This is a genomic window from Streptomyces sp. NBC_01237, from assembly GCF_035917275.1.
In the GTDB taxonomy this organism is placed as follows: domain Bacteria; phylum Actinomycetota; class Actinomycetes; order Streptomycetales; family Streptomycetaceae; genus Streptomyces.
The window spans coordinates 440,449-464,948 of the sequence record NZ_CP108508.1; the positions used below are offsets into that span (position 1 = coordinate 440,449).

At 69.3% G+C, this 24,500-nt stretch carries 26 protein-coding genes and 2 pseudogenes; 11 read left to right on the plus strand and 17 right to left on the minus strand.

Annotated elements, in window-relative coordinates; genetic code table 11:
• Positions 1 to 67 precede the first annotated feature (67 nt).
• The 8 genes and pseudogenes from OG251_RS02050 to OG251_RS02085 form a co-directional block, all read right to left on the minus strand.
• Positions 68 to 376, minus strand: a pseudogene (locus OG251_RS02050) (PIG-L family deacetylase); the annotation flags it as partial.
• A gap of 160 nt (positions 377 to 536) precedes the next feature.
• Positions 537 to 1,109: a hypothetical protein gene (locus tag OG251_RS02055; RefSeq protein WP_326675277.1), complete on the minus strand. Its 573-nt coding sequence runs from the start codon at positions 1,107 to 1,109 to the stop codon at positions 537 to 539.
• The gene (locus OG251_RS02060) at positions 1,106 to 1,423 is read right to left on the minus strand and encodes a hypothetical protein (protein ID WP_326675278.1); all 318 of its coding nucleotides are present in this window, start codon (positions 1,421 to 1,423) and stop codon (positions 1,106 to 1,108) included. The genes OG251_RS02055 and OG251_RS02060 overlap by 4 nt, the downstream gene beginning before the upstream one ends.
• A 217-nt stretch (positions 1,424 to 1,640) precedes the next feature.
• Entirely contained in the window at positions 1,641 to 1,841 is a 201-nt protein-coding gene (locus OG251_RS02065) for a CsbD family protein (protein ID WP_326675279.1), read from the minus strand.
• A gap of 135 nt (positions 1,842 to 1,976) precedes the next feature.
• Entirely contained in the window at positions 1,977 to 2,828 is an 852-nt protein-coding gene (locus OG251_RS02070) for an aldo/keto reductase (RefSeq protein WP_326675280.1), read from the minus strand.
• A gap of 62 nt (positions 2,829 to 2,890) precedes the next feature.
• Positions 2,891 to 3,868, minus strand: a complete 978-nt coding sequence (locus tag OG251_RS02075; RefSeq protein ID WP_326675281.1) for an aldo/keto reductase — start codon at positions 3,866 to 3,868, stop codon at positions 2,891 to 2,893.
• A gap of 146 nt (positions 3,869 to 4,014) precedes the next feature.
• Positions 4,015 to 5,052 (minus strand): alcohol dehydrogenase catalytic domain-containing protein, encoded by a 1,038-nt coding sequence (locus OG251_RS02080; protein ID WP_326675282.1) that lies wholly within the window; start codon positions 5,050 to 5,052, stop codon positions 4,015 to 4,017.
• Between the two features lie 68 nt (positions 5,053 to 5,120).
• On the minus strand, positions 5,121 to 5,492 hold the full coding sequence (locus OG251_RS02085) for a DUF2255 family protein (RefSeq protein ID WP_326675283.1): 372 nt from the start codon (positions 5,490 to 5,492) through the stop codon (positions 5,121 to 5,123).
• 297 nt (positions 5,493 to 5,789) lie between these two features.
• Here OG251_RS02085 and OG251_RS02090 point away from each other — a divergent pair, with 297 nt between their 5' ends.
• Complete coding sequence (locus tag OG251_RS02090) at positions 5,790 to 6,677, plus strand: helix-turn-helix transcriptional regulator (protein WP_326675284.1); 888 nt, start codon at positions 5,790 to 5,792, stop codon at positions 6,675 to 6,677.
• 81 nt (positions 6,678 to 6,758) lie between these two features.
• Here OG251_RS02090 and OG251_RS02095 read toward each other — a convergent pair whose 3' ends face one another.
• Positions 6,759 to 7,442, minus strand: coding sequence for a hypothetical protein (locus tag OG251_RS02095; RefSeq protein WP_326675285.1), 684 nt, complete (start codon positions 7,440 to 7,442; stop codon positions 6,759 to 6,761).
• A 543-nt stretch (positions 7,443 to 7,985) separates the two neighbouring features.
• Positions 7,986 to 8,300, minus strand: a complete 315-nt coding sequence (locus tag OG251_RS02100) for a hydrophobin family protein (RefSeq protein ID WP_326675286.1) — start codon at positions 8,298 to 8,300, stop codon at positions 7,986 to 7,988.
• A gap of 323 nt (positions 8,301 to 8,623) precedes the next feature.
• Here OG251_RS02100 and OG251_RS02105 point away from each other — a divergent pair.
• The 6 genes and pseudogenes from OG251_RS02105 to OG251_RS02130 form a co-directional block, all read left to right on the plus strand.
• A pseudogene (locus tag OG251_RS02105) lies at positions 8,624 to 8,917 on the plus strand (urease subunit gamma); the annotation flags it as partial.
• 27 nt (positions 8,918 to 8,944) lie between these two features.
• Complete coding sequence (locus OG251_RS02110) at positions 8,945 to 9,439, plus strand: urease subunit beta (RefSeq protein WP_326681122.1); 495 nt, start codon at positions 8,945 to 8,947, stop codon at positions 9,437 to 9,439.
• Positions 9,436 to 11,478 carry an urease subunit alpha gene (locus OG251_RS02115; protein WP_326675287.1) on the plus strand — a complete coding sequence of 681 codons (2,043 nt, stop codon included), beginning with the start codon at positions 9,436 to 9,438 and terminating at the stop codon, positions 11,476 to 11,478. The genes OG251_RS02110 and OG251_RS02115 overlap by 4 nt, the downstream gene beginning before the upstream one ends.
• Before the next feature lie 112 nt (positions 11,479 to 11,590).
• A complete protein-coding gene (locus OG251_RS02120) occupies positions 11,591 to 12,265 on the plus strand; it encodes an urease accessory protein UreF (protein WP_326675288.1) in 675 nt (224 codons plus the stop codon).
• Between the two features lie 25 nt (positions 12,266 to 12,290).
• Positions 12,291 to 12,986 carry an urease accessory protein UreG gene (gene ureG, locus OG251_RS02125; RefSeq protein ID WP_326675289.1) on the plus strand — a complete coding sequence of 232 codons (696 nt, stop codon included), beginning with the start codon at positions 12,291 to 12,293 and terminating at the stop codon, positions 12,984 to 12,986.
• Positions 12,983 to 13,837, plus strand: coding sequence for an urease accessory protein UreD (locus OG251_RS02130; RefSeq protein ID WP_326675290.1), 855 nt, complete (start codon positions 12,983 to 12,985; stop codon positions 13,835 to 13,837). Before ureG ends, OG251_RS02130 begins: the two co-directional genes overlap by 4 nt.
• Before the next feature lie 131 nt (positions 13,838 to 13,968).
• Here the strand turns inward: OG251_RS02130 and OG251_RS02135 are convergent, their stop codons facing one another.
• On the minus strand, positions 13,969 to 14,979 hold the full coding sequence (locus tag OG251_RS02135; protein ID WP_326675291.1) for a ferritin-like domain-containing protein: 1,011 nt from the start codon (positions 14,977 to 14,979) through the stop codon (positions 13,969 to 13,971).
• Positions 14,980 to 15,589: 610 nt separating this feature from the next.
• Between OG251_RS02135 and OG251_RS02140 the strand changes: the two genes are divergently transcribed.
• Complete coding sequence (locus OG251_RS02140; RefSeq protein ID WP_326675292.1) at positions 15,590 to 16,366, plus strand: hypothetical protein; 777 nt, start codon at positions 15,590 to 15,592, stop codon at positions 16,364 to 16,366.
• Positions 16,367 to 16,580: 214 nt separating this feature from the next.
• Here the strand turns inward: OG251_RS02140 and OG251_RS02145 are convergent, their stop codons facing one another.
• The gene (locus OG251_RS02145; protein WP_326675293.1) at positions 16,581 to 17,090 is read right to left on the minus strand and encodes a DUF4232 domain-containing protein; all 510 of its coding nucleotides are present in this window, start codon (positions 17,088 to 17,090) and stop codon (positions 16,581 to 16,583) included.
• A 282-nt stretch (positions 17,091 to 17,372) separates the two neighbouring features.
• On the opposite strand from OG251_RS02145, the gene OG251_RS02150 reads away from it, so the two are divergent.
• Positions 17,373 to 17,882 carry a COG4315 family predicted lipoprotein gene (locus OG251_RS02150; RefSeq protein ID WP_326675294.1) on the plus strand — a complete coding sequence of 170 codons (510 nt, stop codon included), beginning with the start codon at positions 17,373 to 17,375 and terminating at the stop codon, positions 17,880 to 17,882.
• Positions 17,883 to 17,917: 35 nt separating this feature from the next.
• Positions 17,918 to 18,478 (plus strand): DUF6529 family protein, encoded by a 561-nt coding sequence (locus tag OG251_RS02155; RefSeq protein WP_326681123.1) that lies wholly within the window; start codon positions 17,918 to 17,920, stop codon positions 18,476 to 18,478.
• A gap of 192 nt (positions 18,479 to 18,670) precedes the next feature.
• Here OG251_RS02155 and OG251_RS02160 read toward each other — a convergent pair whose 3' ends face one another.
• The 5 genes from OG251_RS02160 to OG251_RS02180 form a co-directional block, all read right to left on the minus strand.
• Entirely contained in the window at positions 18,671 to 19,720 is a 1,050-nt protein-coding gene (locus tag OG251_RS02160) for a sodium:calcium antiporter (protein WP_326675295.1), read from the minus strand.
• Positions 19,721 to 19,917: 197 nt separating this feature from the next.
• The gene (locus OG251_RS02165) at positions 19,918 to 20,772 is read right to left on the minus strand and encodes an NmrA family NAD(P)-binding protein (protein WP_326675296.1); all 855 of its coding nucleotides are present in this window, start codon (positions 20,770 to 20,772) and stop codon (positions 19,918 to 19,920) included.
• 333 nt (positions 20,773 to 21,105) lie between these two features.
• Positions 21,106 to 21,624 (minus strand): MarR family winged helix-turn-helix transcriptional regulator, encoded by a 519-nt coding sequence (locus tag OG251_RS02170; protein WP_073721618.1) that lies wholly within the window; start codon positions 21,622 to 21,624, stop codon positions 21,106 to 21,108.
• A 118-nt stretch (positions 21,625 to 21,742) separates the two neighbouring features.
• Positions 21,743 to 22,225, minus strand: a complete 483-nt coding sequence (locus OG251_RS02175; protein ID WP_326675297.1) for a terpene synthase family protein — start codon at positions 22,223 to 22,225, stop codon at positions 21,743 to 21,745.
• On the minus strand, positions 22,209 to 23,636 hold the full coding sequence (locus OG251_RS02180; RefSeq protein ID WP_326675298.1) for an NAD(P)/FAD-dependent oxidoreductase: 1,428 nt from the start codon (positions 23,634 to 23,636) through the stop codon (positions 22,209 to 22,211). The genes OG251_RS02175 and OG251_RS02180 overlap by 17 nt, the downstream gene beginning before the upstream one ends.
• Before the next feature lie 352 nt (positions 23,637 to 23,988).
• On the opposite strand from OG251_RS02180, the gene OG251_RS02185 reads away from it, so the two are divergent.
• Complete coding sequence (locus OG251_RS02185) at positions 23,989 to 24,495, plus strand: SigE family RNA polymerase sigma factor (protein WP_326675299.1); 507 nt, start codon at positions 23,989 to 23,991, stop codon at positions 24,493 to 24,495.
• Positions 24,496 to 24,500 lie beyond the last annotated feature (5 nt).

Below are 24,500 nucleotides of genomic sequence, written 5' to 3' on the forward strand. Positions count from 1 at the left end.
TCCGGACGCCGTCCGCCGACACATCCGCCCGCTCCCAACGGTTGGCGCCCTCCGCCATCTCCGCATAGGCCGTCCGTACCCCGTACTCCCTGCGGTCCACGTACTCCGATACCTTGAGCCGGTCCTTGATGCCTCCGTCGCCTGCGGTCAGGTAGACGGTGTCGACCGGGCATCCGGCGCGGATGGTCCGCCTGATCTCCGGATTCAGGAAGAACAGGTCGTCATCGGGGTGCGCGACGCCCACCAGCGTGCGGGGGCACGGCCGGGGGTCTTTCGCGTGGGCGGCCTGCCGGGACGGGACAGTCGTGGTGCCCGGACCGGGAACCGATCCGGGCACGGGCGAACAGGCGAGCCCCACCAGGGCACAGGCGGCCATCGCAGCTGCGGTCGTCGCCGCGCGGGGAAACAGCCCGCACGGTGCCGTCTCCAGTTCACCGAGGCACCCTTCTGTCGCCGACGATCTCCTGATGCAGGATGTTCGCGCGGTCGGGGTGGCCCGTTCTCCGAAGCGGCTTCCGCGGATCGGAGACTCGTGCCTATGCCGCGCAGTCGTACTGCTCGGTGAGGTTGTCGACGGCTTCCAGCGCAACCGTGCGGGAGGCGGCGGTGAGGGCCGCTTCGTCCCAGTTCTCCGCCGCGACCACCCCGGGTGCGACCTTCAGGGTGACGGTGACGTACGCGGCATCGGTCTTCATCCGCTTCGGGCATGCGGTGGGGAGCTGGACCTCGCTCTGCCGGGGGCCCACCCACCCGGACCGGCCGTCGGTGAGTGGGGTGGCACCCTTCATGGGTTCGTTCGGGGCGTCGGCAGGCCGGACATCCAGGGTGTACTGGATCCGGGGGGTCGTGTCCTCACTCGTCCCACGCCCGACGAAGCAGACGGTGGAGAACACGGGGTCGGCCCCCGCCCCTTCGCTCCTGTCCTCGTCCACGGCCGGCTTGCCGCCCTTGTGGTCGTCGAGGAGCCTGGCGGTCTTCTCCGTAAGCATGCCGAGGCAGAGATTCTGCGCCCGCAGGTCCTTCAGAGGGCTGGGCCACATGCGGACAGCGGTGACGGTCGCGGTCGCGGCCAGGAGTACGGCGGGCAGGATCAGGTACTTCTTGTTCATCGGTGCCGCTCGCCCATCTTCATGTCGGTGTCCTTCATGCCGTTCCTATACCACTGCGGTGCGGTCGTACGGAAGCCGTCCTCGTACACGCCGGGGCCCGCGTCCAGCTCGGCCGGTGGGAGCCGCTTGTCCGTTGCCATCTGAGGCAGCATGGCATTCCTTGCTCTCTCGCCGCTGTCGAAGTGGTCGCGATGGTTCCTGATCCAGGCCCGCGGACCGCAGGCACACGGCTCATCGCCCTCGATGGCACGCAGCAGGATGCCGTGGACCGAATCGGTGGTGGCCCCGGCTGCCGGCGGTGAAGATCGCGGCATGCATATCTTCCTGGAGACCGAACGGCTCGTGCTGCCCCGTTCACCGTGCCCGACGCCGCACATGTCCCGTGACAGTCACTCCTGCCTGACGGCCCGACCGGGCAAGGACCTCGACCACGAGGCCGAGGCCATTTGCCGGTGCGGGTCTCTCCCCCTCGGGCCGGCCGTACGTACAGACCGGCTCCACCGGGACTACGGGGACACGCGCGCCAGGGCGTCAGTCCTTGTCGTCGCGCTTGAGTGAATCGACGGCACCCTCGACACGGTCGCCCACGTCGTCGGCCTTCTTCTTCGCGTCGGCCTTGACCTGGTCCGTCTTGCCCTCGGTCTCCTTGCGCTTGTCACCGGTCGCCTTGCCGGTCACTTCTTTCGCCTTGCCCTTGAGCTTGTCCAGCGCGTTCTCGTTCTTGTCAGCCACGATCACTCCCGCGATACGAAGAAACAGGACTACCTCTGCCCATCACCCTAGGCCGGGACCGGGCGCCGCGCCTGGGAGAGCGGGATCGGGCAGCGGCTCCCCCGGTCCCGGCGGCGGACGGCCCACGCGCGGTGATCAGCTGCCCAGGCGGCGCTTGCTGAGCCAGGCGACCATCTCGGGGTCGTGGTGGTCGAAGAACAGCGTCGTACCGGTTTCCAGGTCGGCGATCCGGGCCATCTGAGCGTCGGTGAGTGCGAAGTCGAAGACGTCGAAGTTCTGCGCCATCCGGTCGGGGCTGACCGTCTTGGGGATCGTGACGATGCTCCGCTGGATCAGCCAGCGGAGTACGACCTGGGCTGCGGACTTGTCGTGTGCCCTACCGATCTCGCTCAGGACGGGGTGGGTGAACAGGTCGTTCTTGCCTTCGGCGAATCCGCCCCAGGACTGGTGCTGGACTCCGTGCTCACGCATGAGGTCGTGGTCGGCGGTGCGCTGGAAGAAGGGGTGGGTCTCGATCTGGTTGACCGCGGGGGTGATCTCGTTGTTGAGGATCAGGTCCAGGAGCCGGTCGGGGTAGAAGTTGGCGACGCCGATCGCCCTGGCCAGGCCCTCGCGGTTGAGTGCTTCCATCGCGCGCCACTGGCCATAGACGTCGCCGTAGGGCTGGTGCATCAGGTACAGGTCGACGTGGTCCAGGCCCAGCTCGGTCAGGGACGTCTCGAAGGCGCGGCGGGTGTTCTCCTCGGCCTGCGCGTCCTGGATCCACAGCTTGGTGGTGACGAACAGTTCCGCGCGCGGAATCCCACTCTTCTCGATGGCCCGGCCGACGGCACCCTCGTTGCCGTACGCTGCCGCGGTGTCGAGGAGCCGGTAGCCGACCGCGAGGGCGTCGGTGACGGCCTGTTCGGTCTTCTCCGGCGGGATCTGGTAGACGCCGAAGCCGAGGACCGGCATCTCGATGCCGTTGTTCAGGGTGACGGTCTGCATGTGGATCTTCCTTGTCGTTCGGTGCGTGGGAGCCGTCGGGCAGCCGGGCGGGGTGAGCGGCCTCAGCGTTCGAGCATCCGCGCCTGGGCTTCGGTGTGGGTCTCTCCGGCGGCGGGCGGCAGACTGCTGAGCTGGGCGATCTGAGCGGCGGTGAGAGCGACGCCGTCGGAGGCGGTGTTCTCCTCGACCCGGCTTACGCGCTTGGTGCCGGGGATCGGGGCGATGTCGTCGCCCTGCGCGAGCAGCCAGGCCAGCGCGACCTGCGCGGGCGTGGCGCCGGCCTCGACGGCGACGGCCTGGACCTCATCGGCGATCGCCAGGTTGCGCAGGAAGTTCTCGCCGGTGAAGCGCGGGTTGTCGCGCCGGAAGTCGTCCGCGTCGAACTGGTCGGTGGATCGGATCGTGCCCGTCAGGAAGCCGCGGCCGAGGGGCGAGAACGGCACCAGGCCGATGTTCAGCTCGCGCAGCACCGGCAGGATCCGCTCCTCCACGCCCCGGGTCCACAGTGAGTACTCCGACTGCACCGCGGTCACGGGGTGGACGGCGTGGGCGCGGCGGATGGTGTCCGGGCCGGCCTCGGACAAGCCGAACGCACGGACCTTGCCCTGGGCGATCAGCTCGCCGACCGCACCGGCCGTCTCCTCGATCGGCGTGTCCGGGTCGACCCGGTGCTGGTAGTACAGGTCGATGTGGTCGGTGCCCAGGCGTTCGAGCGAGCCCTCGACCGCCGTGCGGATGTTGGCCGGGCTGCTGTCGAGGTTCCACGGTCCCCCGCCCGCGTGGGAGACGAGGCCGAACTTCGTCGCCAGCACCACCTGGTCGCGGCGGCCCTTCAGTGCCCGGCCGAGGAGTTCCTCGTTGGTGTACGGGCCGTAGATCTCGGCGGTGTCGATCAGTGTGACGCCCAGGTCCAGGGCGCGGTGCACGGTACGGATGGACTCCGCCTCGTCCGTCCCGGATCCGGTGTAGCCGTGCGTCATTCCCATCGCGCCCAGTCCGATGCGGGAGACCCGCAGGTCACCCAGCTTGATGTGCTTCATGTCCGTGATTCTCCTGAGGGAGTTGAACTCGGATGGAACGGTTGTTGCCGACGTTCATGTGGGCCGCGGCATGGCTCTTCGCGTGGGTGTCCGCTCCGCCGGGCGCGGCGGGCATCGCAATGGCCGCGAGCTCGACTTGCGTACGGTCACGGGCGCACCACCACCTTCAGCCGACTCCGGTCGTCCATCGCCTTGTAGGCGTCGGCGACCTGCTCGATGCCGACCTCGGCGTCGAACACCCGACCAGGATCGATGCGGCCCTCCAGCACGTCGGGGATGGCCTGCTCGATGTAGGCGCGCACGGGTGCCGGGCCGCCGGTCAGCCCGGCGTTCTTCCCGAACAGCGAGCCGAAGCCGACCGGGGCCTCCTCGTACTGCGGCACGCCGACACGAGAGATGATCCCGCCTGGCCGGACGATGCCGTACGCCTGCTCGTAGGCGGGCATCAGTCCGACGGCCTCCAGCACGACGTGCGAGCCCTCGCCGCCGGTCAGGTCCATCACCTTGGCCACCCCTTCCTCGCCACGTTCGGCCACGACCTCGCTCGCGCCCCATTCGCGGCCCAGGTCGGTGCGGGAGGTATGGCGGCCCATGAGAATGATCTTCTCGGCTCCCATGCGCCGGGAAGCCAGCACGGCGGACAGGCCCACCGCGCCGTCGCCGATCACGGTCACCGTCCTGCCGGGCTCGACCCGGCCCATGTGGGCGGCGTGGTAGCCGGTGAGGTAGACGTCGCTCAGGGCGAGGAGCGAAGGCAGGAGCGCCGCGTCCACGCCTGCGGGGATCTTCACCAGGGTGCCGTCGGCTTGCGGGACGCGGATGGCCTCGGCCTGCGCGCCCCCGACGCCGCCGGTGCCGTACCAGCCTCCGTGCGGGCAGGCGGTGTGGAAACCGTCGCGGCAGATCGGGCAGGTGTTGTCGGCGAACGCGAACGGCGAGACAACGAAGTCGCCCGGCTTGAGGCCGACGACCTCCGGGCCCGTTTCCTCAACGACGCCGAGGAACTCGTGCCCCATCGGCACGCCCTCGTCGGTCCTGGCCATGGAGCGGTACGGGTGCAGGTCGGAGCCGCAGACGCAGGCCAGCGTGATCCGGACGATCGCGTCCGCGGGCTCGACGATCCGCGGGTCGGGCGCGTTCTCGACCCGCACGTCGCCGGGTCCGTACATGAAGGTGGCACGCATGGATGATCTTGCCTTTCGTACCTGTGGAGAGTTGTTGAGCTGGTGAAGTCCGGCGGCCTCTGAGCTGGTCAGCGTGGTTCGAGCCGGAGGGTGGAAATGCGGGCCCGGTGGGTCAGGACGTGCTCGACAATGCTCGGGTAGTGCCCGCACTTCTTCCGGTAGGCGGCGTCCACCGCCGGGTACTCGCCGGGGTCGGCCTGGTGGAAGGTGGCGTCCTGCCGGACGCCGCCGGCTTCGATGCGACCCCGGCTACGGGAGCGAGCCCCCCGATACCAGGGGCCGGCGGGGCCTTTGACCGAGCGGACGTACAGATGGCCGCCGGAGCGGACCACCCACATCGTCACCGGAGCGCGCAGGGTGCCGTTGCCCCGTTCGGAGGCAAGGTCCAGCTCCTCAGCCGCAGCGATCTTCTCCAGATCCGATCCGTTCCAGTCCACCATGATCGTTCCCTTCCGCTGGGCAGGGCCGAGAGCCAGGGCTCCGCTCGGCCGTGTCGCTTTCCATCACATCCACCGTGGCCCGCCGGAACGAGGCACGCCATCGAGACAGCACCGGCCCGAGCGGGGCCGGTACGGGGACGGCGGGCACCCGTTCCCGAGCACGGGGCGACACGCTCAACCCTGCCCCGCCTCGCCTGACAGAGGCAGGCCGAGATGTGCCAGGGGGTAGCCGGCGGGGGTGTGACAGGGCCCCCCTCGACGGGCGCATCGCACCGTCGACGGGCGGACACTGTCGATATGGCACCCGAGCACCACAGCGGCGACGACGAACTGGGACGCTTCCTGCGCGCCCGCCGCACCCAGACCAGTCCCCAGTCGGCCGGCCGCACCCCCGGGCCGGGTGTACGCCGCACCCCCGGGCTGCGCCGTGAGGAGCTGGCCACGCTGGCCGGGGTCAGCATCGACTACTACACCCGTATGGAACGCGGCAAGGAGACCCGCCCCAGCCCGGCAGTCATCGACGCCCTCGCCCGCGCCCTGCAGCTCGACGACGCCGAGCACCAGCATCTGCGCGACCTCGCGGTCCGGGCCGCACGCTACGCGCCCCGGACCGCCCCGACGCCGAGCCGGACCGTGCGCCCGCACCTGAAGCTGCTGCTGGAGACGGTGCGACCGAACCCGGCCTACGTCGTCAGCCGCAGCATGGACGTCCTGGCGCACAATCCCGGCGGCCTCGCGCTGTACGCGGGCATCGACGACTGGCCCGCCACCCGGCGCAACCTCGCCCGCTACCTCTTCCTCCACCCCGCCGCCCGCGAGGTCTTCCCCGACTGGGACAACCAGATCCGCGGCTGTGTCGCCCGCCTGCGCGCCCTGGCCGGCACCGACCCCGACGCCCCCGATCTCACCCAGCTCGTCGGCGAGCTGCTCCTCAAGAGCCCGGACTTCGCCGGACTGTGGGAACGCTACGAGGTCACTGGCCGCAAGATCACGACCAAGACCTTCCAGCACCCCCAGGTAGGCAGAATCACCCTCAGCTTCCAGGGCATGGCCCTCGAAGGCACCCCCGGCCATCGCATGGGCATCTACACCGCCGAACCCGGCACTCCCGACCACGACGCGATGCTCCTGCTCGACCTGGCCGCTCCGCACCGCGCCGAGCCGCCGTCCAAGCACGAGCGGTAACCAGCTGCGCGCCCGTCCGCGCAGCGAGTGGCAGCCGAAGCGGGCTCCCCGGGGGAAGGTGAGCGCGCGCTCTTTCGCGTCTCAGAGTTGCGGGACCGGCAGCAGAACCAGCGGAAGCGTTCCGGCTTCCACCACGCCCCGGTCGATCGTGAGGCCGCAGTAGTCGCCCACACCGCCGAACACGCGAGCCGAAATGTCACGGTGGTGCTCCTCGAAGTAGCGCGACGCCTCCTCCTGGGTGTGCATGCCGTCGTAGGCGGTGGGGAAGACAGCCCCGGCAGCGTGCAGGGCGATGTCGAGCTGCGAGTTCCGGCCGGTGCTCTCGGCGAACTCGGCCTGCCAGGTGCGGCCGTCGTCGCCCGGCGCGTGCAGGATCCGGGAGGGGCCGGGTCCGAGGTTCAGGGTGAGACAGATGATCTCCTCGCCGACGAGGGGATCCATCTCCGGTACCTCGCGGAAGCCGAGGGACCAGGTGGCGGCCCATGTGTCCTCCAGGACGTAGAGCCAGCTGCCGCAGGTGCCGTACATCGCGCGGCTGACGTCCCCCATGTCCGCGGGCACGGCGAGATCGTGACGCTCCGTGTACAGGTCCCCGCATGCGAGCTGCTCAGGATCCGCGCCGAGCCGGACGAGGAACTCTTCCATGTCCACGCCGCGGGCCGCCGTCAGGGAAATACCGTGGAGCATCCCCGGCATACGGCCCTTCGCGTCCTGGTAGGCGTGCTCGCCGATCCACCGCAGACCCGAACCGCGTTGATCCCTCATACGATCAATCTATGGGACGGGCGCTTCAGAAGGCAGGGTCCGTGGTGGGGCAACGCCAGTCCGCCGCGTCGATAGCACTACCGTCCGCGTCACTGAGGTGGAAGCAGTTGAGGGGGGATCAGCGCGCCGTGCACTCCTTGGGAGCTGTCTTCGCCCGTCGCAGGCTTGTGCCGGTGGGAAACAGCCCTGCTTGACAAGGGTGGCCTCCCCCTCCCCGTCCCCCTCCACCGGAACACCCCCGGGAACTCCTGGTCGAGGAGGGCCATTCCACTCGGAATGGTCTGTTGGTGAGTCAGGCCCATGAACATCATAGAGGGCGTCAACTCAGCCGAGGTGTACGGCTCCCGCTCCCCGTCGAGACAGTCCTGCAGCGCTGATCCGGCTCCCGTCGGCGACGCACCGATGGCAGCCGTGGCCGGAGCAGCGCCGCCGACAGTGACTCGGCTGCGAATCCCCTTTCCAGGGGGAAGTCGGGGCAGATCTGTCGGGTTCACCAAGCGTGCCCGGCCGGACGGGCCGTGAGCCGACCGGCCGGGTCAGCCCTCAGCCCTGTGCGGGCTTGTGCGGCAGGCAGGTCACCCCGATGCCGGTACCCGGGGAGACAGTGACGCCGAGCAGGCCGAGGAGACCGGCAACCGCGGGGTCGTCGGAGTTTTTCAGGGACTTGCAGTCCTGGTTCGCCGGCTTCTCCTTGGTAGCGGGTGCACAGTCAACAGCCACCACACCATTGAGGTCCGGGCCCGAGCAGTGCAGTTCTACCGCGGGCTCGGCCGCGGAAGCCGGGAAAGCACCATGGGACAGCACGACGGCCGTCGCGATGACGGCGGGCGCCACGAATCGGCGGGAATTCTTGATCATGCCGACTTCAACGAGGATCGCCCGCCCCGGACACGGAGCCGCGCAGAGCGTGGGTGTGACACCAGCCACGACACCTCACTGAACACCCCTTCACGGACACACAGTTCGGCATCTCTGCCCCACCCCCATCTCACAGCGGGGTGCCGAATATGCATGCTGCCGCTCACATTTCACTCGATCGTGTACGCGGTCCGTGCTCGGGAGCACTCCTCATGCCTCTTCCGCCAAGGATCAACGAGCGTCCGGCGCCATGCGGGGGCGTGTGCCGCGTTCTTGGTATGCCCGGCCGCACGTACTGTCCGAATCAAGAGAATCGACTCATTGTGCACTTAACTCCGCACGAGCAGGAACGCTTGCTGATCCATGTGGCGGCCGACGTGGCGCGCAGACGCCGCGACAGCGGGCTGCTGCTCAACTATCCCGAAGTGATGGCCCTGTTGACCGTGTACGTCTTCGAGCAGGCGCGGGCCGGCAAGACGGTCAGCGACATCATGGACTCGGGTCGGCAGTTGTTCAGCCGTGACGAGGTGATGGACGGCGTCCCGGAGATGATCAAGAACGTGCAGGTCGAGGCCACGTTCCCGGACGGCACGAAGCTGGTCACGATCCACGATCCCTTCCCGGAGGCCGCAGAGGAGCCCGAGGTGTACCCGGGCAGGATCGAACACCCCGAGCCGCCGCGGGAGCCTGACTGTCCGGTCGACTGCGCGGGCAACGGCAAAGACCCGTCGTCGTGCTGTGACCAGTGCCAGGACGCGGCTTCCTGGCACGAGGCGATCACGTTCAACGCAGACCTCCAGGAAGAGGCCGTCGAGCTGCCGGACGGTGGCGGGATCAGTAGGGGCAGGACAAGGATCAAGGTGCGGAACATGTCCGACCGCCCCATCCAGATCGGTTCCCACTACCACTTCCCCGACGTCAACCCGGGGCTGAAGGTCCTCAAGGTCGAAGTGCCTTCCGGTCCGGAACTGACGCCGCCACAGGAGCTCAAGGACTGTGAGGCGGCACAGATGCGCCGGCTCAACATCGCCGCCGGCACGTCCGTGCGCTTCGAGCCGGGCGACGTGTGCTGTGTCGAACTGGTGGAGATCCAGGGGGACCGACAGGTCGAAGGGCTGCGCGGGGTGACGCACCGATGAGCAACGGCTCAAGCGCCTCGTCGAGCAGCGGGTCGGCCGACTCGCGGGAGAAATCGACGCCGAGCAACTTACTGAAACGGGCCGATTACACCGCCCTGTACGGACCCACCACCAAGGACCGCGTCCGCCTGGCCGACACCGATCTGACGATCGAGATCGAGGCCGACTGGAGCGGCGGGCCGCAGCACAGCGGCAACGAGATGATCTTCGGTGGCGGAAAGGTCATCCGTGAGTCGATGGGCATGTCGCACATCGCGAGGGACAGGGCCCCTGAGGGCCGCGAGCCCGTGGACACGGTCATCACGGGTGCGCTGATCCTCGACTGGTGGGGTGTGGTGAAGGCCGACGTCGGTATCCGCGACGGCAGGATCGCCGCGATCGGCAAGGCGTACAACCCCGAGACGATGGATCCGATCCTCGATTTCGAGATGCCGAAACGCTGTGCCCCGGACGGTCACGAGGGAGAAGCGCAAGGAGCGGTCCAGGGCCGGGGGCTGCCGGAACCGTCGAACTTCGTGGTGGGCCCGAGTACCGAGGTCATCTCCGGCAACGGGCGGATCCTCACCGCGGGCGGCGTGGACACGCACGTCCACTTCATCTGTCCGGAGCAGATCCACGAGGCTCTTGCCTCGGGCGTGACCACGCTCATCGGTGGCGGCACCGGTCCCGCCGAGGGCAGCACGGCCACCACGGTGACCCCGGGGGCGTGGCACATCACCCGGGTTTTCGAAAGCCTGGACGAGTACCCGGTCAACATCGGCCTGCTGGGCAAGGGCAGCACGGTGAACGAGGATGCTCTCCTGGAACAGGTCGACGCCGGGGTCATCGGGTTCAAGGTCCACGAGGACTGGGGCGCCACTCCCGCGGTGATCGACACGGCGCTGGACGTGTGCGAGGCCCGCGGGGTGCAGCTGGCCCTGCACGCCGACTCCCTGAACGAATCCGGTTTCCTGGAGAGCACCCGAAGCGCCTTCTCGAAGAACGGGAAGAAGCGCTCGGTTCACATCTTCCATGTCGAGGGCGCCGGCGGTGGCCACGCACCGGACATGATCGAGCTGGTCAAGGAGGACAACGTCCTGCCCGCCTCGACCAACCCGACCCGCCCCCTGACGGTGAACACCGTCAAGGAGCACATCGACATGATGGTGGTCTGCCACCACCTCAACCCGGACATTCCGGCGGACATGGCCTTCGCCGACTCCCGCATCCGGCCGTCCACCATGGCCGCGGAGGACCTTCTCCACGACATGGGAGCCATCTCGATGATGTCCTCCGATGCCCAGGCGATGGGACGGATCGGGGAAATGATCATGCGCACCTGGCAGACCGCGCACGTCATGAAGTCCCGCTACGGCCCTCTGCCGGAGGACCTGGAGAGCGCGAAGGTCCGCCCGATCGCCAACGACACGGACCACTCGTACAACCCGGACCGGCTGATCCCGAACGACAACTACCGGGCACGCCGCTACGTTGCCAAGTACACGATCAACCCGGCGATCACGCACGGCATCGACGGGCATGTCGGTTCCGTGGAGATCGGCAAGTTCGCCGACCTGGTGCTGTGGGAGCCGAAGTTCTTCGGCGTCAAGATGCACATGGTCCTCAAGGGCGGGCAGCTCGCGTACGCGCAGGTGGGCGACGCCAACGCCTCGATCACGACGCCGCAGCCCTACCTGCCCCGGCAGGTCTGGGGAGCGACCGGCCGTGCCACCCGGAGCAACTCGGTCAACTTCGTGGCCGACAAGGAAGTGGCCGACCGCCTCAACTCCGGCGGAGACTCTGCCGCCGACGGGCCGTACCCGAAGGGCCTCGGCCTCGACAAGAAATTCGTGGAGATCACCAGCACCCGGGGCGTCACCAAGGCCGACATGAAGCTGAACGACACGGTGCCAAAGAGCCTTGAGGTCGACCACAACAGCTTCGAGGTCACCATCGGCGGAGCGACCACGGGGGACGCCCGGACGGAACTCAACGGGGCGACTGTGCCACGCGCCTACGTCACTGAAGTACCCATGGCACAGCGGTACTTCCTCTTCTGACCGGGCCGGACCCCGCCCTGCCGAGCGCCGTCACTGCCGCTGTGGCCCGGGCGGGGTACCCGCACGGGCCACAGCACACACCATCCGACCCTCCGAAAGGCAGCCGCTCGCCATGAGCCGAGCCGCACTGCTCCTGCTGGCCGACGGCCGCTTCCCGGCCGGCGGGTACGCCCACTCCGGCGGCGTCGAATCCGCGATCGCCCACACAGCCGTACACGACATCGACAGCCTCGAAGCCTTCTGCCGCGGGCGCCTGCACACCACCGGCCTGACCACAGCCGGCCTCGCTGCCGCGGCCGCCGCCGGATGCGACCCGCTGAGGCTGGACGGCGCCGCCGACGCACGCACCCCCGTCCCCGCGCTGCGCGCCGTGGCCCGCAGGCTCGGGCGGCAGATGATGCGGGCGGCGCGCGCCACCTTCCCGTCCGCCGAACTCGACCGCCTGGCCGCCGAGCTCCCCCGGGGCGCCCACCAATGCGTCGTCCAGGGCCTCGCCGCCCGGTCGGCCGGGCTCACCCCGGTGGAAACCGCCCTCGCCACGGCGTACGAGAGCGTCGGCGGCCCGGCCACCGCGGCGGTGCGCCTGCTCAGCCTCGACCCACTGGATGCCTCGCGGCTGCTGGTGCACCTCAGTACGGAGATCGACACCGTCGCCGCTGCCGCCGCCGACGCAGGGGCCCGTGCGACGACCGAGGGCGTTGACGCCCTGCCGTCGGCGTCCGCCCCACTGCTGGACATCACCGCAGAGCAGCACGCCGCCTGGACCGTGCGGCTCTTCGCCTCCTGAACCATCCATCCTCGTTGGAGTTTCCATGCACCTCGATCACCCCGTGACCGTTCCCCACCACCACACGCACAGTGCCGAGCCGCTGCGCGCGGACGGCAGTCCCCGCGCCTTCCGCGTCGGCCTGGGTGGTCCCGTCGGCTCCGGCAAGACCGCGAGCGTCGCCGCGCTCTGCCACGCCCTGCGCGACAAGCTCTCCCTCGCCGTCGTCACCAACGACATCTACACCCGCGAGGACGCCGAGTTCCTCCTGCGCGAGGCCGTGCTGCCGCCGGAACGGATCACCGCGGTGGAGACCGGAGCCTGTCCGCACACCGCGATCCGGGACGACATCTCCGCCAACCTGGAGGCCGTCGAGCACTTCGATGAGAGCCTGCACCCCCTCGACCTCGTGCTCGTCGAGTCCGGCGGCGACAATCTCACCGCCACCTTTTCCAAGGGCCTCGTCGACGTGCAGATCTTCATCATCGACGTCTCCAGCGGTGACGACATCCCCCGCAAGGGAGGCCCCGGCATCACCAACGCCGACCTTCTCGTCGTCAACAAGACCGACCTCGCCCCGTACGTCGGCGCCGACCTCGCCACCATGGCCGCCGACGCCGAGCGCCAACGCGGCGGCCTTCCCGTCATCTTCACCAGCCTCACCTCCGACGACGGCATCCGGGAGATCGCCGACTGGGTCACCGGTCACCTCGCCCGGTGGCGTACGGCGGCGGCAGCATGAGCACCGCTGCCCGACTCGCCACCCGAGGGGATTCGCCCGGACCCGCCGGCCCCGTGTCCGGCATCGGTGAGCCCTCCGGGCACCCGGACGGTGTGCGTGCCACCGCACGGATCCGCGCGACGTACAACGGACGCGTCACCACGCTCCCGCAACTGCGCGGGGACGGCCCCTTCCATCTGCGCCGTATGCGCGTCGGCGGCAGGGGCGCGACGGTGGGAATCATCGGTGCGATGAGCGCCCCCCTCGGGGGCGACCGGCTCGCCATCGACATCACCGCCGAAGACCGGGCCGAACTGGAAGTCACCACGGCCGCCGCCACGCTCGCACTGCGCGGCCCCACCACCGCCCCGGCCACCTACGACGTACGGCTGACCGCCGGGGAGCACGCCCGGCTGCGTTGGCTGCCACAGCCGCTGATCAGCGCAGCCGGCAGCAACCTGCGGCAGACCTGCACCGTGAACCTCGCCGCCACCTCACGACTGCTGCTGCGGGAGGAACAACTCCTGGGCAGGGCCGACGAGGAGCCGGGCCACCTCGTCAGCCGCATCCGGGTCCACCACGCGGGCCGGCCGCTGCTCGACCAGTGCACCGCCTACGGGGACCCGGAGCCCGGATGGGACAGTCCCGCGGTCCTGCACGGACACCGCGCTGTCGGCCAGCTCCTGCTGGTGGATCCGGCGCTGGACGTCAGCCGCGGTCCCGTTCTGCTCCGCGACGGGACCAAGGACGGGGCTGCCGTCCTCGCACCGCTGGCCGGCGGTCCGGCGCTCCTCGCCACAGCCGTCGCACCGGACTCCTCGGCTCTGCGGGAACTGCTCGACGAAGCGCTCGGACACGCCCTCGGAAGGTAGGGCGAAGAGCACACCGCCCCTCGGAGCGCGCGGACCGCACCGCCGTTCGGCCCGAGGGGCGATCACGTTCGAGCCCACGTCGACGGGGCGGAGCCGACATCGGATCGACGGTCGGCACCTGCGGTGTCGATTCAGGTCGGCACGACGAGGAACTCGGGTCCGTAGGTCTGCGTGCCGTCGCTGTCCGGCAGCGGCATCTGCATGAGTGAACGCGCGGGGGAGGCGAGCTGGTACATCTTGCCGACCGACGCACCCAGCTCGGTGGCGGACCCGGTCTCCCACGCCTTGTCGAGGTGTCCGAGCATGGTGGTGTAGGTCTGGTTGAACGTCGTGAGCAGTGCGGCCACGTCCGGAGCCGGGTCCGGCCATGAGGCGGTCGTGAGCCGGGCCATCGGGTAGGCGTCGGGGAACGCGACGGGGTCGCCGTCGAACTTCCAGTCGGTACCCGTCCACCGCAGCTTGTGACCGTGGTACAGCTCGCCGAAGCGGTAGTAGTGGGCCGGGGCGTCCCCGCTGCTCGGTGAATCCGGTGTGCCTTCGCCCTGTTCCTTGATCAGGGCGATGCTCTCCTCGATGACGCCGAGGCCGGTCATCGGCACGAGCTTGTTCGCCGCACCGACGTTGCTGGTCAACTGCCTGGCGGGATCGATGGTGGGGTTGACGTCCTTGAACGCGTCGAGGAGGGCGTCGTAGAACGCTCCGATCGTCGGCACACCCTCGTCGGTGAAGGCCAGGGGGTGTTCCGGCATCTCGATCTCCATGAACACCTCCTTCACGTAGTTCTTCGTGAGGCCGGACAGGTACACGCTCAGCTGGGGCCGTACCCCGCCCGGGAGATGACCGGGGTAGGAGATCTTCGTCGCGGCCTCGACGATGCGCGGCGTCCCGCCGATCGCGGTGAGCATGTTGGAGACCAGTCCCATGTGGAACATCTCGTCGACCGCGATATGGGAAATGAGCCGAGCGGCTTCGGACGACGACGACTTGACCGACCAGTAGCCGCACAGGTACGGCGGGAGCGTCGACAGTTCCAGTGCGACAGCGGCCTGCAAACCGTCCTTGAGCCACTGCAGGTCCCGTTCCGAAGTGGGGGTCGTCATGAGCCGGACGATCTCGGACGTTTCGGTGACTGCGCTGGTCATATCGGGTTCCCTGCGTTGCGTGGTCGGGCCGGCCCCGCCGTAGCGACATCGGCCACAGGAGCAAGCCGCTCCCGTGGCGACAATGGCGCACGGGCGCGGGCGGGCCGGCCGGGTCCGCACCAATCAACCGGAATGAGTGAACACCGAGCCCGGCCCCCGTCCGGCGCCTGCCGAAGTACGTAACCTCACGAAGCCTGGCCGAGACCGGCTGGGAGCCGGCCACGATTCTCTCCGGGGATGTGCCGGGCCGGAGCTGAAGGGTCGGCCCGGAAGGGAACTGCGGATTTGTGGCCTGTGTTGCCTCGCCGTGTCTCCGCCGGCCGACGAGGTCCACTCGCATCACCCAGAACTGCGTGCGCGCATACAGCCGTCGCCTGTTCCCACAGGGCCAGTTTCCCTCACCCCGCTGCCGACCCTCCACAGCCCAGGCCGCCTCAGGTTCGGCGCGGTATTCCCAGTAGTCCAGGGAACGTCGCATACATGACGTTTCGTGATCTTATGGCCGGCGAGCTGCTCCGGTAGACACTGAACGGGACCCGGTCCAGCCCTCATGCCGTGCCGGACTGCCGCCGTTCCCCGGCACCCGTCCCCATCGCAAGGAGACTCCGTCGTGAACAGGCAACGCGTCACCACCCTGCTCGGCGTCAACGCCCTCATCGCCGCCGCCTTCCTCACCTTCGGTACCGCCGCTGCGGCCACCGAGCACGTTGCCGACAGCGCGGGCGTCGCCGCATACCCGGACGACGCCTCCGGCACGGGTGGTGGGATCAGCGAGGACACCGGCCGACGCACCGCGGGTACCGCAGGCTCCGCAGGCGTCGCAGGAGGTGCGGGCAACCTCGTGCACCCGAGCGGTTACTCCGGCACGAGCGGCGGGAACGGCGGGAACGGAACCCTCGGGGATGCGGGTGGTGCCGGAGGCGTCGGCGGGGCGGGCGGCGCCGGATTCGGCAGTGGCCCCGGCGGCGCTGCCGGCCTCGGAGGCCACGGCGGCAATGGCTCCGGCACCGGCATCGGCGGTGCGGGAGGTGCCGGAGGCGCAGGCGGAGCCGGGGGCGCGACCGGGAACGGTTCCGCCGGAGCGAACGGCGGCAGCGGCGGTGACGGCGGAACAGGTGGACCCGGCGGGGCCGGCGGTGGAGGGGGAGCCCGCGGCGACGCCTCCCACACCAGCGGAAACGGCGGTATCGGCGGTAACGGCGGCGCAGGCTCCCGAGGAGCCGGCGGGGTCGGGGGCGTAGGCGGCGCCGGCGGCGCGGGTGCCCCGGGTGGAGCCGGCGGCCACGGCGGCGCCGGCTGCTTCGGCCTCAACCCCGGCAGCCCCGGATCCCCCGGCTCGGCGAGCGGCACCGGTGGCCCCGGCGGCGCGGGGGGCGCTGCCTGCTGACCATCAGGGAGCACGTCGTCCAGGGCCGGGACCGTCACCGGCGGGTCGTTCGGTGTTGTCGCCCCGGGCCTGGTTCAGGCATGTGCGAGGCGCCGCTCCCCCGGTCGGTGTCTGCCTCATGAAACGGACGAGGGTACGCCGACGCCGGCAGGAACTCGGTGGCGTTCCGCGGCAGAGAGACTGCTGCGGAACACCACCGAGGTGTGGACAGTGGTCAGGCGCCGCTCTGGACCGGACCGATGAGGGTGCCGGTGGCCACGGTGAACCCACCCTCGGCGAAAGAGGTACCGGGGATCTGCCCGCCCGGAGCCTGGAGCGTGAATGACGCCTCGTCCGCGGGGGCAACGCGGCCGGTGTTCGGAACCTGGATGTCGAAGTGGACCGGGTGCCCCGGGCCGAAGGTCACCGCGGTCTTCTGGCTGCCGTAGCGGCCGGCGGTGACCCCGCTGTCCGAGCCGTGGTCCGAGAACCGCACATCCGTGGGCGAACCGGCCAGCTCGCACGGCTCGTACCCGCGCGGTGCGGTCAGGGTGACCCGGTAGTGACGGTGCCCCGCGCTGCTGGGCGCATCGGTGATCTTCGCGGTGTGGTTGGCCGGACGGCAGGCGGAGGGGGCGGCGCTCCTGCCCGTCGCCGGTGAAGCCTGCGCGAATCCCGCACCAGCAGCGCCCGCCAGCACAGTGGCGGCGAGGGTGACAGCAATCTTCCGGTCGGTACGCATCATGAACACTCCTTGCCTTGCTCAATGGCCCTTCGGGCGTTCACCTTCAGAACCATGGTCAGCACGATTCCTGCCCGCCCTCCCTCACGGGGAATGTTTCAGGACGGCCACAGACGCGTCACCAGTACGTGGGTGTCGGTACGGGTGAGTCCGAGCCGTCCTGGGCGCACAGGGCGGCCGAACCGTCGTATGAGCCGGGCGAGTGGTCTTGACGATGGCTCTGTACGCGGGCAGGCGGAAGCGGGGAGAGAAAGGGGGCCCCACCGCGACCCCATGGAGCACCTGATGAAACGCACTGCCACAGCGGCCGCGTGTGCCGCCGCAGTCCTGCTCGCCACCGTCCTGACCGGCTGCTCCGACAGCACCGGCAATTCCGCCGAGGAGGGCCACGGCCCCGCCGTCTCCAGCCCCTCCCCCACGAAGGTGGAGCAGGCCACCGTCACCACGAAGTCCGCGGGCAAGCTCGGAACCATCCTCGTCGACGAAAAGGGCCGCACCCTCTACCTCTTCCTCGCCGACAAGGAGAAGAACAAGTCGACCTGCACCGGCGACTGCGCGAAAGCCTGGCCACCGCTGCTCAGCAAGGGCGCCGCCAAGGCCGGCAAGGGCGTGGACAAGAAGCTGCTCGACATCACCAAGCGCTCCGGCGGCACCGAGCAGGTCACCTACAACGGCCACCCCCTCTACTACTACGCCGGTGACTCCGAGCCCGGCCAGACCAACGGACAGGACCTCGACCAGTTCGGTGCCGCGTGGTACGTCCTGAACGCCAAAGGCAAGCAGGTCGGGAGCTGAGCCGGGAGAGCGGCGCGAGCGCCCAGCGCGGCGGAATCGGCGGCAACGGCCGGGCGGTCCGCGCCGCGCTCGCCGTCCTGGTGCCCATCGCGGTCGGCGTCGGGATCTATGTCTTCGGCACACAGCACACCCCTGACTACACCAGCGGACTCTACGGGCGGCACGGCACCGCCGCGACGGACCTCAAGGCCAGGCTCGGCAGCGCACTCCTCTGCCTCGCTCTCATCCAGCTCGCCCTCGCCCTGTGGATGTACGGCCGCGTGCCCGGCGCCCGGTCGGCGTCCAGGTCCGTGCGGCTGGGGCACCGTGCGCTCGGATTCCTCACCTTCCTCTTCTCCCTGCCGATCGCGTACCACTGCCTCGTGGCCTACGGGATCGAGACGACGTCCCCACGGGTCGCGATCCACTCCTTCGCCGGGTGCGCCCTCTACGGTGCGTTCGTGGCCAAGGTGATCGTCGTACGCAGCCGGCGCCTGCCCGGCTGGCTGCTCCCGGCGACGGGCTCGCTCCTCGTGCTCGGCGTGGCTCTCCTCTGGTACACCGCAGCCCTGTGGAACCTCAATGGTGACTCGGTCCCGGGCTTTTCCTCGGCCTGAGGGGCCGCCCGGGAGAGGACCGGCCTTTCCGCTGCGGCCGGTTCGGACCGGGACCCGGACAGCGTTCTCCCGTACAGACGGCGCACCGGGCTGTAGTGGTGGCCGAGTACTGTGCCGTTCAAGGTGTTGGTGCTGCCGGCAGCCGCAGATGGTCGGCTCCCCCGGCCGCCGACGGAGCCGGCGGTGCGGGTGTCAGGTCAGGATCGGGATGAGTCCCAGGCCGAAGACGACGTAGAAGAGCGCTGCCGCGGCCAGCCGTGCGGGGGTGAGTCTGCGGGCCCGCATCGACAGCAGGAGGTAGACGATCGCCGCCATGGTGATCACCCCCGCCCAGAGCAGGGCGCCGTCGAACTTCCAGCTGGTGAACAGCAGTCCCAGGCCGCTGGGGACGGTCGCCTGGATCATCATGGCACCGGAGATGTTCGCCAGGGCGAGCTTGGTCTTGCCCTGACGGACCCAGATGACCGCGTTCATGATCTCGGGCAGCTCCGTCGCGACCGGCGACAGGAGCAGTGCTGTGACAGCGGCCGAGAGACCGAGCATCGGGCCGATCGCGTCGAGCTGTTTCACGAACAGCTGGGACGCGAAGAAGATGACGCCCAACGTGGCCACGGTCTGGAGCACGACAGCCCCTGTGGCCGGAATGGCAGCCTTGGGCTGGAGCTTCAGCGGCTCCAGTTCTTCCTCCTCCCCGTCACCGTCGTCGTCGCTGCGGATCTCACGCCAGAAGTAGACGGCGTAGGCGCCGAAGAACAGCAGGCCAAGGGCCGGCTTGAAGGCGAATGCGACCAGGCCCAGGGAGACTTTGACGACAAAGATCGGCAAGAACCACTGCTGGTCCTTGGCCAGCCGCTTCATGTCCTTCTCATCGCCCAGCGCCTCAACCCCGTCGAGGCCGCTGGATGCCATGCCGGTGGTCTCCAGGACCGGACGGCGCTCCCTGCGGCGCTTGAGAAGCAGCATTCCGCCCGTCACACCGTAGGCCACCGTGGCCAGCGCCAGCGGACCGCCCATCGCGGCGCCGACACCGATGTTCCTGGCCTCCTCGGTGGCGCCCGTGGTGACCGCGACCAGGGTCACCACGGACTCGGGCAGTGCCGTCCCGAACGCGGCCAGGATCGTGCCGACCGCCATCTTCGCGATGTTGAGGCGCCGGCCCAACCACTCCACCGCATTGACGAACCACTCGCACGAGAGATAGATCGCCACCGCGCACACGACGAGCGGAACGAAATGGATCACACTGACCGCCCGGCCTTCCCGCAGCGCGGGTCGCTGAGCAGTGCGCGGCAGGAGTCACGGCGTACGACATCGGCCCCGCGACATACGTACGTCGTCGACAAGGAGTCGAAGTTCTGGCCCACCCGGCAGATTCTGCACGGGCCCGGTCACCGGGGGCCGCAAGGGCTCCAGCATGTCGACGACCGGTGCGGGTGGGATCAGCGGAAGCGGCCCACGTGTTCGCGCAGGAACGCGTCCAGGGTGCGGGGCTCGCGGCCCAGGACGCGGGCGACCGTGTCGGTGGGTGACTCCGTCTGGGCCACGGCCAGTTGCTGGACATCCACCACGTGCTGGGCGAGCCACGGGGGCATGTGCGCGTGATGGACGAGGCTTTCCCTCAGGTCGTGCGGGGCAAGGTCCACATAGCGCACCGGACGGCCGAGCAGACGGGTCAGGGCTTCGGCGAGTCCGCCGTAGCCGGCCGTCTCGCTCCCGGTGAGCACGTAGGTGCCGCCCGCGAGTTCGGCGCGCGTCAGCGTCGCGGCGGCGACGTCACCGATGTCGCGGGAGTCGACCCAGTTGCACGGGGCGTCCCGCATCGCGCCCAGGACGACCCCCTGCGCGGCCACGGCCGGAGCCAGGAGCAGCAGGTTCTGCATGAACGCGTAGGGGCGGAGCACGGTGTGGGTGAGGCCGGACGCGCGCAGGTGTTCCTCGACGGCGTGGTGGCCGCGGGAGATGGCGACGGGGGAATCCGCTGCGGCGGACGGATCGGAGATCTTGACGATGTGCTCGATACCGCTGTCGGCGGCTGTGTCGATGACACGCGATTCGAGCTCGACCTGCGCCGGGCTGTTGGCCATGGCGAGGAAGAGCTGTCGGGCGCCCTTGAACGCCGCGCGCAGCGAGACGTGGTCCGCAGCGTCGGCGGGCACGACCTCGACCACATCGCCGACCGCGCCGCCGAGGTGGGCCCGCAGCCGGGCAGGGTCGCGGGTCAGCGCCCTGACCGGCACGCCCGACGCGGCGAGGCTGTGCAGCAACGCGCCGCCGGTGGTTCCGGACGCTCCCATGATGACGATCATCGTGTGCCTTTCAGTCTTTTCCCCGGGGCAATCGCGGGGGGTGTGTCTGGCGATGCGTAGGCCGGTCGGCGGGTCCGCTCCCGGCACGGGCGGCGTGAGCAGTACGGGCAGGGGCGGGACCACCGGCGACCGCGCCGACGCCGACCATCGCGGCGGGGTGCGGCAGGCAACCAGCTTCCCGATTATGATTAAGCAGCTAACTACTGGGGCACAAAAAGGCATCCGCCCGCACCGGCGGGCACCGCGGCCCGCAATCCGGGCCGGACCGGCCTTTCGGATCGCCACGCAAGGGACAGGTGACCGGGCGCACGGCCGGGCGAACTACTCCGCGGTCAGTGCACCGATTCCACGAACGACCCGCGAGAGCAGATCCAGAAACACCGCACGCTCGTCGACCGTGAGCTCGCCCACCATTTCCTGTAGGCGAGCGAAATGCTCGGGCGCCATGTCGCGCAACCGCTGCGCGCCACGAGCGGTCAGGACCACCACAGCGCCCCGCCCGTCCTCCGCGGACGGACGCCGAGCGACCAGGCCCTCCCGCTCCAGGCCGTCGACCAGGCCGGTGACCGTGGCCCGCGAGACGCCGAGATCGGCGGCCAGACGCGAAGGGGACTTCTCCCCGTCGTGATCCTCCAGATCCGCGAGCAACCGATATCGCCCGGTCGACAACCCGTACCTCGCGAAGTGCACCTCCGTCGCCCGACCGAGCCGCGCCCCCGCGGAGATCAGCCGCACCGCGACGAGCACCGCCTGCGGGTCGACCCCGAGACCGTAGTGCTCCAACTGCCGCCGAGCCTGATCCAGCGTGGGTGACTCATGGTTGGTCTCGTCCGTCGCCATGCAAGTAATATGGCAGCTAACTACACCGTCGGTCAAACCCACCGCCTGGCTCACTGCCGCCCGAACCCCGCCTCGCCGACCGCATCCCGCAAGCAGCGTCAGGACTGGTCCGCCTTCCTCATCCGGTGGAGGAGAGGAGGTCCTCGGGGTATCCGTGGGTGGGGCGGCCGTCGGCGGTGAGGTCGTCGGTGGCATAGCGGGGTGAGGAGGCGTGCCAGGTGATCTGTCCGCGGGTGCAGGTGGCGATGCGTTCGGCGTGCAGGAGTACCGCTGCGCGGGCGTGGGGTGGCGTGGCGAGGGCGGTGAGTTCGGCGGGCAGGGCGGCCAGGGCGGTACTGAGGTCGTGGGCGAGCGTGGTGATCATGCCGTTGACGGCGTCAGCCGCTTCCTGCCGGGTACACCCGGTGCTTTGCTCGATGATGAGGACGGCGTTGGAGGGATACCCGGTCAGGGCTTCGCGGTCGGCCGAATAGAGATCGTTGACAAGGCCGGAGTGCGGGCTTGCCGCGCGCCGCAGGGCCCGCATAGCGGGGCCTGCCAGTGAGCCGGCCGGAAGCAGGGGGTGCAGGTCGAGGGCGGCGAGGTCATGGAGCCAAGGCATCCCCACCGAGTACCGCAACAGACCCTAGGTTCCTGGGTGCTGTGGCCTCGTAGTACTTGTAGAGCGCTGTCCCCTCCTTGATGGCCGTCTGCCATGTGCCGTCCGTGACCAGATAGGCGTTCATGTCCAGGGAGGCCGCCCCGCCTTCTCCCACGGCGGCCGCGATGCGTCGTACCGCGCCCTCGCGCACGTCCCCAGCGGCGAAGATGGCGTCCGCCCCCGTCGTCGTGAGCGAACCCAGCTTGCTGTCGATTCCTCCGGTGATCACCGCGCCGGCCTTCCGGTAGCGGCGCTGCTTCACGTCCTCGTCGGAGACGATCCGCAGCCCGATCCCTTGAAGCCACTGGGTGTCGGCGACGCCGCCGGTCAGGACGTAGAGGGCGGTCAGGTCAAGCGGTTCCACGCTCTCGGGATGCCCGGTCTTCCCGAACTCGACGCCGGTCAGTTTCCTGTCCTTCCCCAGGCAGCTGAAAACCTCCGTTCCTTCGTGGACCGTGATGAACTGCCGGTCCACGTATTCCCTCACCCTGTCCACATTGCCGGGGATCGTGTCCTTGCCGAATTTGCCCCGGACGAACATGGCCACCTGCAGCCTCTGAGCCGGGTCCTTCGCCTTCTCCTCGGCGAGCAGGATCGCGGCTACGGAGGCGGTGTCTCCAGCGCCCACGATCCCGATGACACGTTCCTTCCTTGCCCTGGCGATGTCGGTCGGCAGCGTGCCGTAGTACACACCTCGGCCCAGATACTGCTCTTCGCCTGTACATCCGAGCCGGTTGGGCTTGAGGCCCGCGGCGATCAGCACCATCCCCGCGTAGAGGTCGACGGGGCCCTTGCCGTCGGTCCTCTGGATGGCGAGCTTGTACGTGGGATAGAGGGACGAGTCCTCGGTCCCGGTCTTCCTGGGATCCTCGATCTGTGTGATCGCGGTGGCCCTGCACCCCGGAAGCCACTCGACCCCGGCCGCGTTGATCTGTCCCATCCAGGTATGCGCCAGGTCCAGGGCCTTGGTCCCCGCGGGGATTCCCAGATAGTTGTTGATCGGATTGAGTGCGGTTCCGGCCGCCCCGCCGGGAGCGTTGTCCTCCACGATGAGCGTGGTCCAGCCGAACAGGGTCTTCGCGTTCAAAGCGGCGGACATGCCCGCCGGGCCGCTCCCCACGACGACGAGGTCGTACGAGTCCTTCTTGGTATAGGTGTTCAGCTTCAGATGCGCTGTCAGTTCACCCAGGTCGAACCCGTTGACAATGACCGTCTGTCCACCACCGGAAGGCGTGAGCTCGACACGGACCGTGTCCGGGTTCTTCTCCTCAATATGCGTATATTCCACATGGTTCAGTTCCAGGAGTCGCTCCACGCGCAGAACCTCCTGCTCCGAGTGCTCTCCGTGAACGGTGGCCGTCCAGTCCTGCATGCCTGCTCCTCCTGAGTGTGAAGGCGGGGCGAGGACACACAGCCCGCATGCGCCCCGCCCGCTGATCACCGGGGCACGGGATTGCCGTGCCTGCCCCCGCCCTGCGGTCGGCACGGGCAGCTCAACCCCGATGGCGGGGAGATCCCCGCCATCGGAAAAACGATCGGGCAGTCCGCAGGAAGCGGGTCAGATGCGGCCGGCCGGTCCGCTGGAACTGACCGGCCATCGGCCGGGCTCCGGCCGTGCCCGGCCGGGGGAAAGAACGTGTTCGGGCCGCGTGACATCCTGCCGGGTCGCGTAGTCAAAGGGGGTATGCGCGGGGATCACGGAACAAGAGAACAGGCGGGGTCGAGTGAAATCAGCACAGGAGGATGAGTACGTGGAGTTCGTGGCGGTGAGGGCGAAGGCGTTGTACCGGTCGGCGTATGTGCTGGCGGCGGGGGACACGCACCTTGCCGAGGATCTGGTGCAGGAGACTCTCGGGCGGGTGTATGTGCACTGGAAGCGGGTGGCGGGGGCGGACAGTCCGGCGGCTTATGCCCAGACGGTTCTGGTCCGTACTTTCCTCAGTCTGCGGCGCCGGCGGAGCACCGGGGAGCGTCCGGTCGGGAGTGTGCCCGACAGTGCGGCGGCGGGCCCGGATGCGGCTTTGCGGGTCACTCTGCTGGACGCGCTCGGTCAGCTGCCGCCCCGGGACCGGGCGGTGCTGCTGCTGCGCTACTGGGAGGACCGCAGTGTCGAGGAGACCGCCGGGATGCTCAGGCTGAGCAGCGGCGCGGTCCGTTCTCAGGGCACCCGGGCACTGAACCGGGTGCGTGCGTTGCTCGGTGACAGCCTGTCGGACCTGGTTGTGCACTGAGTGCC

Excerpts from the sequence above, each read along its gene's own strand:
- OG251_RS02060 (WP_326675278.1), bottom strand. The coding sequence starts at position 1,423 with ATGCCGCGATCTTCACCGCCGGCAGCCGGGGCCACCACCGATTCGGTC.
- OG251_RS02055 (WP_326675277.1), bottom strand. The coding sequence starts at position 1,109 with ATGAACAAGAAGTACCTGATCCTGCCCGCCGTACTCCTGGCCGCGACC.
- OG251_RS02095 (WP_326675285.1), bottom strand. The coding sequence starts at position 7,442 with ATGAGGGATCAACGCGGTTCGGGTCTGCGGTGGATCGGCGAGCACGCC.
- OG251_RS02135 (WP_326675291.1), bottom strand. The coding sequence starts at position 14,979 with ATGACCAGCGCAGTCACCGAAACGTCCGAGATCGTCCGGCTCATGACG.
- OG251_RS02100 (WP_326675286.1), bottom strand. The coding sequence starts at position 8,300 with ATGATCAAGAATTCCCGCCGATTCGTGGCGCCCGCCGTCATCGCGACG.
- OG251_RS02170 (WP_073721618.1), bottom strand. The coding sequence starts at position 21,624 with ATGGCGACGGACGAGACCAACCATGAGTCACCCACGCTGGATCAGGCT.
- OG251_RS02075 (WP_326675281.1), bottom strand. The coding sequence starts at position 3,868 with ATGAAGCACATCAAGCTGGGTGACCTGCGGGTCTCCCGCATCGGACTG.
- OG251_RS02175 (WP_326675297.1), bottom strand. The coding sequence starts at position 22,225 with ATGCCTTGGCTCCATGACCTCGCCGCCCTCGACCTGCACCCCCTGCTT.
- OG251_RS02080 (WP_326675282.1), bottom strand. The coding sequence starts at position 5,052 with ATGCGTGCCACCTTCATGTACGGACCCGGCGACGTGCGGGTCGAGAAC.
- OG251_RS02090 (WP_326675284.1), top strand. The coding sequence starts at position 5,790 with ATGGCACCCGAGCACCACAGCGGCGACGACGAACTGGGACGCTTCCTG.
- OG251_RS02070 (WP_326675280.1), bottom strand. The coding sequence starts at position 2,828 with ATGCAGACCGTCACCCTGAACAACGGCATCGAGATGCCGGTCCTCGGC.
- OG251_RS02145 (WP_326675293.1), bottom strand. The coding sequence starts at position 17,090 with ATGATGCGTACCGACCGGAAGATTGCTGTCACCCTCGCCGCCACTGTG.
- OG251_RS02085 (WP_326675283.1), bottom strand. The coding sequence starts at position 5,492 with ATGGTGGACTGGAACGGATCGGATCTGGAGAAGATCGCTGCGGCTGAG.
- OG251_RS02165 (WP_326675296.1), bottom strand. The coding sequence starts at position 20,772 with ATGGGAGCGTCCGGAACCACCGGCGGCGCGTTGCTGCACAGCCTCGCC.
- OG251_RS02130 (WP_326675290.1), top strand. The coding sequence starts at position 12,983 with ATGAGCACCGCTGCCCGACTCGCCACCCGAGGGGATTCGCCCGGACCC.
- OG251_RS02120 (WP_326675288.1), top strand. The coding sequence starts at position 11,591 with ATGAGCCGAGCCGCACTGCTCCTGCTGGCCGACGGCCGCTTCCCGGCC.
- OG251_RS02180 (WP_326675298.1), bottom strand. The coding sequence starts at position 23,636 with ATGCAGGACTGGACGGCCACCGTTCACGGAGAGCACTCGGAGCAGGAG.
- OG251_RS02150 (WP_326675294.1), top strand. The coding sequence starts at position 17,373 with ATGAAACGCACTGCCACAGCGGCCGCGTGTGCCGCCGCAGTCCTGCTC.
- OG251_RS02115 (WP_326675287.1), top strand. The coding sequence starts at position 9,436 with ATGAGCAACGGCTCAAGCGCCTCGTCGAGCAGCGGGTCGGCCGACTCG.
- ureG (WP_326675289.1), top strand. The coding sequence starts at position 12,291 with ATGCACCTCGATCACCCCGTGACCGTTCCCCACCACCACACGCACAGT.